Consider the following 6,670-nt stretch of genomic DNA (forward strand, 5'->3'; position numbering starts at 1 on the left):
AGCAAAGCCTGACGTTGGATTTGCCCCGGCGGATTACCGGCTCCGTTCTCGGAATCTTTTTCGCGGCCATCACCCTGGCCACAGTTGGTGGGGCACTCCTAGTCAGTTGGCTGTTTGAACTGGTGGGAGTCCGAACTGGATTAGTTCTCCTCGGGGTGGTCGCATTTGGCTATGGCCTCTTCCAGGTCTGGTGGCTTCGGCGAAGCGAGCCGGAAGCCCTCGAAGAAAAGCCAGTGGAGAACACGTAAAGGTACAGACGGTTGGGGTAGTGACCGCTGACGAGCCTTGGACTAAGCCGTCCTTTAGTGAAGCCACGCCTTTACTACCCCCCGGCTAACGAGGGCCCATGAGTTGTGCAGGAAACCGGCGATAGTTGTTCAAGATCAGTAAGGTGAAGGCTTGAGTGAGCCGAACCTGTGATGAGGAGTCCCGCGATGGCCCAAGACAGCACGACCCCAAGCGATGCTGATCGGATCCGCGAACTTGAAGCCGAAGTCGCCAGGCTGCAAGCCCAAAGCTCGGGCACGAAGTCAGCTACGACACCGATCTCCAAGCCCAGTAAGTGGCGCTCCTTCTGGTCGGCAGTCTGCATCACGCTAGCGGTGATCTTGGCTCCACTGTCCGTGGTCGCGGTATGGGCGCGTGGTGAGGTGACCGACACTGAGCGGTTTGTCGCCACGGTGGCGCCGCTGGCCTCTGAGCCAGCTATTCAGCAGGCGGTTGCGGATCGGGTGTCGGAGGAAATCATTACCGCAATCAAACTGGACGAACTGACCAAGAACACGGTCGACCTGCTGGATTCCAATCTTGATCTGAACGAGCAGCAGAAGGCGTTGCTGAACACACTTTCCGGACCGCTCGAATCTGGCATCGAGGGACTGATCCGTGACCAAGTTCAAAACTTCATTCAGTCCGACTTATTCGCGCAGTTGTGGACCGAGATTACGACTCGTGCCCAAGAGGGAATCCAACAGGCGCTCTCCGGAGAGCAATCAGGTGCTATTTCACTGCAAGGTGCGGACGTCGTACTCAACCTGGGTGACGTCGTTGAAGAGGTCAAGAAGGCGTTGGTAGCTCGCGGGCTGACAGTCGCCGAAAACGTTCCAACGGTAGACAGTCAGATCGTGATTTTCCAGTCTGAAAGCCTGGCTTCGCTGCAGCGGGGATACTCGGCGCTGAACACTTTGGGTTTCTGGCTTCCGATTGTGGTTGCAGCACTCGCGATCCTCGGCATCGCTATCGCCAACGATCGACGCAAAGCGGTTCTTGGCACCGGGATCGGCCTCACGCTGTCGTCGCTGGTTGCGGGAACCTTAATTTCAGTAGGCCGGGCCGAGTACCTCAACGCACTGCCCAACACGGTGAGTTTGGGTGCGGCTACTGCATTCTTCGATCAGTTGACTATCTTCTTGCGCGGTGCGATTTGGGCGATGTTTACCGCGGGCATCCTGCTGCTGCTGGCAGCGCTGGTGATGGGTCCGACTGGCTTTGCTGCTGGCCTACGTGGCTTGGCAGTCAATGCCGCGGCTGCGATCCAGTCGATGTTGGCCTCGTGGGGTGTGCGTGCGGAGGGCCTGCAGAGTTGGGCTGCGCGCAACGCCAGTGGCCTGCGGATCGCGGTCACGCTAGTAGCGCTACTTGTTGTGTTGGTCACTCGCTACAAGACGGTGGACCTCGTGATTTGGACGACTGTGGGATTGCTGGTGGCACTCTTCATCATCCAAATCCTGGCCTCGCCACTACCGCCCAAGCCGGAGTCGGACGACAGCACCGGTGATGACGATGAATCGGCCAGTGACGATGACGCGAAAACTGAGGTCATCACCGCTAGCAGTTAGTTCGTAGCCGCGAACGACGCTGGGCGGAATCGCCCAGCGTGTGCGTACCGCGCCGGCAGTCGGCCCTGATCGGCAGCCTTCGGCAGTTTGCCGGCGATCGGGGGGCTCGCCGCGACAGCCTTGATCTCACTCATGCCGCGGTGCCCCACGAGCCAGTGCCGGTAGCAAGAAAGCAGCCGTGGACAACGGGTTTAGCGCCCGCTCCTTCTGGGCATAGACAAGTGTGGATTTGTTACAGGTGATGCTCGGAGCCCTGGTTCTGGGCGTCGTGATCGGCGGCGGCGTCAGATGGCTGATGGGTGGTCGTACTCATCTCAACCTTTCCAGCGCCATCGTGGCCGGCATCCTGGGATCGGGGCTAGGCGCGGGCACTCTGTCTGTCCTTATTGGGCTTACCGATGCAGGTGCGCAGGCCTTGTTGGATAGCTCCCAGCCGCTGCTGGATCGGGAGTTGCCGCCAGAGTGGCTGTTGGTCACTCTGATCGCGGGTATCGCCGCGTCGCTGGCCTACACCTTCCTGGTGTTGACTGTTATGACCAAGTTGAGTGAACCGCCGAAGCTCTCGGCAGCAGAACTCGTCCTCATGGGGGAGTCAGCCAACGTCGAGTTCAAGTCCTCGGCCCGCTACAACCTGCACACCAACCAGCGCGACCCGAAGATCGAGTTGGTGGTTTCTAAGACCGTCGCTGCATTGGCGAACTCCGAGGGCGGCATTTTGCTCATCGGCGTGGGGGATGATGGCTTGATTGCAGGTCTAGCCAATGACTATAAGTTCATGAAGAAGCCGGACAATGATCGGTATGAACTGTGGTTGCGGGACCACCTGGCAGTAACCCTTGGAGCGGATGCTGCTGCAGCGGTTCGAGTCGAGTTTCCGCAAGTTTCCAATACCGAAATTTGCCGACTTGACATCCCACGCGCTGATCGGCCAATTTTCGTATCGCCCGGAAAGGGCAAAGATCCAGAGTTGTGGGTCCGCATCGGAAATTCAACGCGGGAGTTGCCGATCGACGAGGCGTTCGCTTACGGATCGCGACAGTGGGGACGCCGGCAGCTGCGCCGGGTGGGCTAGGGAAAAGGCCTCAGTCGCGAAGTGTCACCCTTAGGGCTACCGCAAAGCTGCATCAGGTTGGGGCGCGCTCTTCTCGATCAGGGATCCAGACATTCGACTCGATTTTGCTGTCGAGGTCAGGGAAATCATCTCGGTGAAAGAGCGGATCAACGCCTTCCTTGATTTGCTTCTCGTAGTCAGCAATGACGCGGAAAGCGATACGCGACAACAGCAAGATCGCGACCAAGTTCACCATCGCCATGAGACCCAGTGCAGCATCTGCCATATCCCAGACCACCGGCACTGCCGCTTGCGACCCAAAGATGACCATGCCGATGACGGCGATCTTCACCGGGATCAGCAGGCGATGGTCACCTTTCATGAACAGGATTGAGGTTTCGCCGTAGTAGTAGTTAGCCACTATTGAGGTGAAAGCGAAGAAGATGAGCGCGATGGCGACGAACTGACCGCCCCATGCCCCGATACTGGCAGACAGCGAGTCTTGGGTGAGCACGACTCCGTCCACGTAGTCGCGGCCGGGTTGCCAGACCCCGCTGAGCAAGATGATCAACGCGGTGGTGGTGCAGACGACGATGGTGTCGATGAAGACACCAATGGACTGGATGAACCCTTGGCTGCCAGGGTGGCGGATATCGGCGGTGGCGGCAGTATTGGGGGCCGAACCTAGGCCAGCCTCGTTGGAGAACAGGCCTCGTTTGATTCCCTGCACTAAGGCTTGCGAGATGGCGTAGCCGGCGAATCCACCGACGACTTCCTCCATGCCAAAAGCGGAACGCACTATCAGACTCAAGGTCTCGGGGACGACCTCGATGTTGATGCAGACCACAACGAGACCGACAGCCAGATAGGCAATGGCCATGGCTGGGACCACAATCTCAGCGAAGCGGGCAATCCGTTTGATACCGCCGAAGATGATGAACCCAGCGAGGACTGCGGTGACGACTCCCGTAACGAGTGGATCGACGCTGAAGGCATTTTCCATCGCCACTGCCAATGTGTTGGCCTGCAAAGCGTTAAATACAAAGGGAAAGGCCAGCAGCAAGAAGATGGAAAAGAGGATGCCCATCCAACGGGCATTCAGGCCACGTTCCATGTAGTACGCGGGACCGCCACGGAACAGATTCTTGCCTTCGGTCTCGTCCCGATGTTTGAAGACTTGCGCCAGCGTGGCCTCCACCATGGCAGTGGCCATGCCCATCAGGGCGATAACCCACATCCAAAAGACTGCGCCGGGCCCACCCAGCGTGATGGCGATGGCAACACCACCGATATTTCCTGCCCCAACCCGGGCGGCCAAACTAGTGGCGAAGGCTTCGAAGGGTGAGATGCCGCCGCTGTGTTCGGGTTTGAAACTGTGAAAGAGCACCCGGAAAAAGTGAGGAAACTTGCGGACTTGGATGAAGCGCATCCGAACGGTCATGTAGATGCCGGTAGCGATGAGCAAGAAGCCCAAGATTCCAGCACTGAAAATCATTGGAGAATCTTCGCTGCCCCAAAGAATGGCGTTGAGAAAACCGATGATGTTCTCAAAGACGTCCATAGGCTCCTCAGCAACGCTATGGCGCGAGCCTATTGGTGTTCACGATCACACGCTCGCCGAATACGTGAAGCACATCGGCATGCCGACATTACGCAACGCGGCGGCTGTTAATCCGGTCGGATGATTCGGTGCGCCTGCGGTGTAGGAACCAGAGCGCCAATGCTGCGGTGGCTATCATCGCGAGGATTCCCGGCACGATAAGACTGGCGCGGGGCCCGGCGATCTCGGCCAGCCGACCCGCCAATGGCGCACCAATGGGGGTAGTCCCGAAGAAAACAGCCAGGTACAGCGCCATGACGCGTGAGCGGTGCTCAGATCCTGAGTGAGTTTGAAGGTAGGCATTGGCTCCGGTCATCATGCTTAGCGCCGCGATCCCGCAGATGACCAATGCAGCACCGAACCACCATGCATTCGGGCTCAAACCAGCAACAATCGATCCACCTGCCAACCCGAGAGCAGAGACTGTCACGATTCGCAGACTGGTGCGTCCTCGCCGAGCAGCCAACAAGGACCCAGCTAACGAGCCAATGGCCATCACCGACGCGAGCACCCCGTATGTCTGTGCCCCTACGGCGAACTGCTCCGTTGCCATGACGGCGATGGTCATTTGGAAGTTCAAGACGAACATTGAGACGATTCCCGCGACCAGAATCACAAACAACAGGTCACGATGACCGATGACGAACCTGACTCCATCTGATACTCGTGCCTGCTCTTTCCCCACCCGCTTCCCGTGCGTGTGAATCCGCAGCAAAGCGATAATCATTAGGACGAAGGTGGCGGCATTGAGGAGAAACACCCATCCGGTGCCCCAAGCCGCAATGATAAATCCCGCTGCGGCGGGGCCGATCAGTCGAGCAGCGTTAAAGGAAGTGCTGTTGAGCGCGACTGCGTTGGGTAGTTCACTTCGGTCGACTAGGTCGGAGACGAACGATTGTCGAGCGGGTCCGTCTACTGCGGTAGCGATACCCAGCAAAACGGAAAAGATGAATAGCAACGGTGTGGTTATGGCATTGCTCAATACGACCGCACCGAGGAATGCCGCCTGGATAGCGAGCGCAACTTGCGTCCAGATCAGCAAGTTTCGGCGATCGCTGCGTTCGGCTAGTGCGCCAGCCCAGGGGCCGATAAAAAGAATGGGTGCGAACTGCAGGGCGGTGACGATACCCAGAATGGCTGGGTCACCGGTTATTTCCAACGCCAACCACATTTGAGCAATGCGGTGCATCCACGTCCCGACGTTGGAGCCGATCATTCCGATGGAGTACCGACGGAAATCTGGTTGGCGCAGCGAATGAAACGTACCCCGGCGGGGTTGATCCTTGTTGGCGAAAGGTGCCGACTTGGCTAGGCCTCCAGAGCCAGTTGATTCAGAAGTGGCGCTACGGCAAGAATCCGTTCTTGGTCGGCCTTCGGTAACCGCCCCACTCGCTCGATCAGCCACGCATTCTTCGCTTCTCGACTGGCTTCCACGCGATCTAGAGCTCGATCGGTCAGATGGACGAGAACTTGACGACCGTCGTTCGGATCTTGTTCCTTGATGACTAGCCCCTCCTCCTCCAGCGAGGAGACGATCCGTGTCGCCGAGGGCGGTTTGATGCGTTCCGAGTCCGCTAGCGCCCGGGGTGTCATGGGGCCGCAACGGACCAAGGTCCCCAGAACAGCCAGCTGACTGGGCGTCAGTGCATCCGCAGCCGGACGTTCCTGTCGTAGTCGCCTGGACAACCGCATGATGCCCAACCGAAGTTCGGGGATCGCGTCCTGCCGCGATGGACTGATGGTCATCTTGTTCCCTTCCCAACGCATCCTCCCTACGATAACTACACGTCTTAATCAGAGATTTCATTACTCCTGCTACTTACTATAGGTAACGTTAGTCTAGGTAACAATATTCCTGGACAAAGACTTTGTAGGAAAACCACAGAGCGATTGCTCCGTCAGACGCGGGAGAGTAACCGCACGGGGGTGTCGGCGCAGGAGCTCCTGCCAACTGACCAGTAGTAAGGACGCTGCAGTGACAGAGGCGGCAAGAGGGCTAGTTATTCGGCCGGATGCGAACGCCTACATGCAGTGGATTTGCCATACGGCATACTTATCGCTGGAGTTGCGCTCACGCACACGTTTGCGCACAGCCCCCTCGCGGGTGTAGTTCAATGGTAGAACTTCAGCTTCCCAAGCTGACAGTGCGGGTTCGATTCCCGTCACCCGCTCCAAGCAGAA

6 protein-coding genes and 1 tRNA gene are annotated in these 6,670 nt (G+C 58.2%); 4 read left to right on the forward strand and 3 right to left on the reverse strand.

Annotated features, from left to right (window positions below; genetic code table 11):
• The 3 genes from K0U62_10010 to K0U62_10020 all read left to right on the forward strand — a co-directional run.
• Nucleotides 1-248, forward strand: a 248-nt coding sequence (locus tag K0U62_10010; protein MCH9801846.1) for an MFS transporter, incomplete at its 5' end; no start/stop codon positions are given.
• Between the two features lie 186 nt (nt 249-434).
• Nucleotides 435-1,838, forward strand: a complete 1,404-nt coding sequence (locus K0U62_10015; GenBank protein MCH9801847.1) for a hypothetical protein — start codon at nt 435-437, stop codon at nt 1,836-1,838.
• 241 nt (nt 1,839-2,079) lie between these two features.
• Nucleotides 2,080-2,910 (forward strand): ATP-binding protein, encoded by an 831-nt coding sequence (locus tag K0U62_10020; protein MCH9801848.1) that lies wholly within the window; start codon nt 2,080-2,082, stop codon nt 2,908-2,910.
• Between the two features lie 52 nt (nt 2,911-2,962).
• Here K0U62_10020 and K0U62_10025 read toward each other — a convergent pair whose 3' ends face one another.
• The 3 genes from K0U62_10025 to K0U62_10035 form a co-directional block, all read right to left on the reverse strand.
• Nucleotides 2,963-4,384 (reverse strand): alanine:cation symporter family protein, encoded by a 1,422-nt coding sequence (locus K0U62_10025; protein ID MCH9801849.1) that lies wholly within the window; start codon nt 4,382-4,384, stop codon nt 2,963-2,965.
• A gap of 154 nt (nt 4,385-4,538) precedes the next feature.
• Nucleotides 4,539-5,894, reverse strand: a complete 1,356-nt coding sequence (locus K0U62_10030) for an MFS transporter (protein MCH9801850.1) — start codon at nt 5,892-5,894, stop codon at nt 4,539-4,541.
• Nucleotides 5,798-6,235: a MarR family transcriptional regulator gene (locus tag K0U62_10035; protein MCH9801851.1), complete on the reverse strand. Its 438-nt coding sequence runs from the start codon at nt 6,233-6,235 to the stop codon at nt 5,798-5,800. The genes K0U62_10030 and K0U62_10035 overlap by 97 nt, the downstream gene beginning before the upstream one ends.
• A 354-nt stretch (nt 6,236-6,589) precedes the next feature.
• On the opposite strand from K0U62_10035, the gene K0U62_10040 reads away from it, so the two are divergent.
• A tRNA-Gly gene (locus K0U62_10040) sits at nt 6,590-6,663 on the forward strand.
• Nucleotides 6,664-6,670 lie beyond the last annotated feature (7 nt).

Source organism: Actinomycetes bacterium, assembly GCA_022599915.1.
Classification (GTDB): Bacteria; Actinomycetota; Actinomycetes; order S36-B12.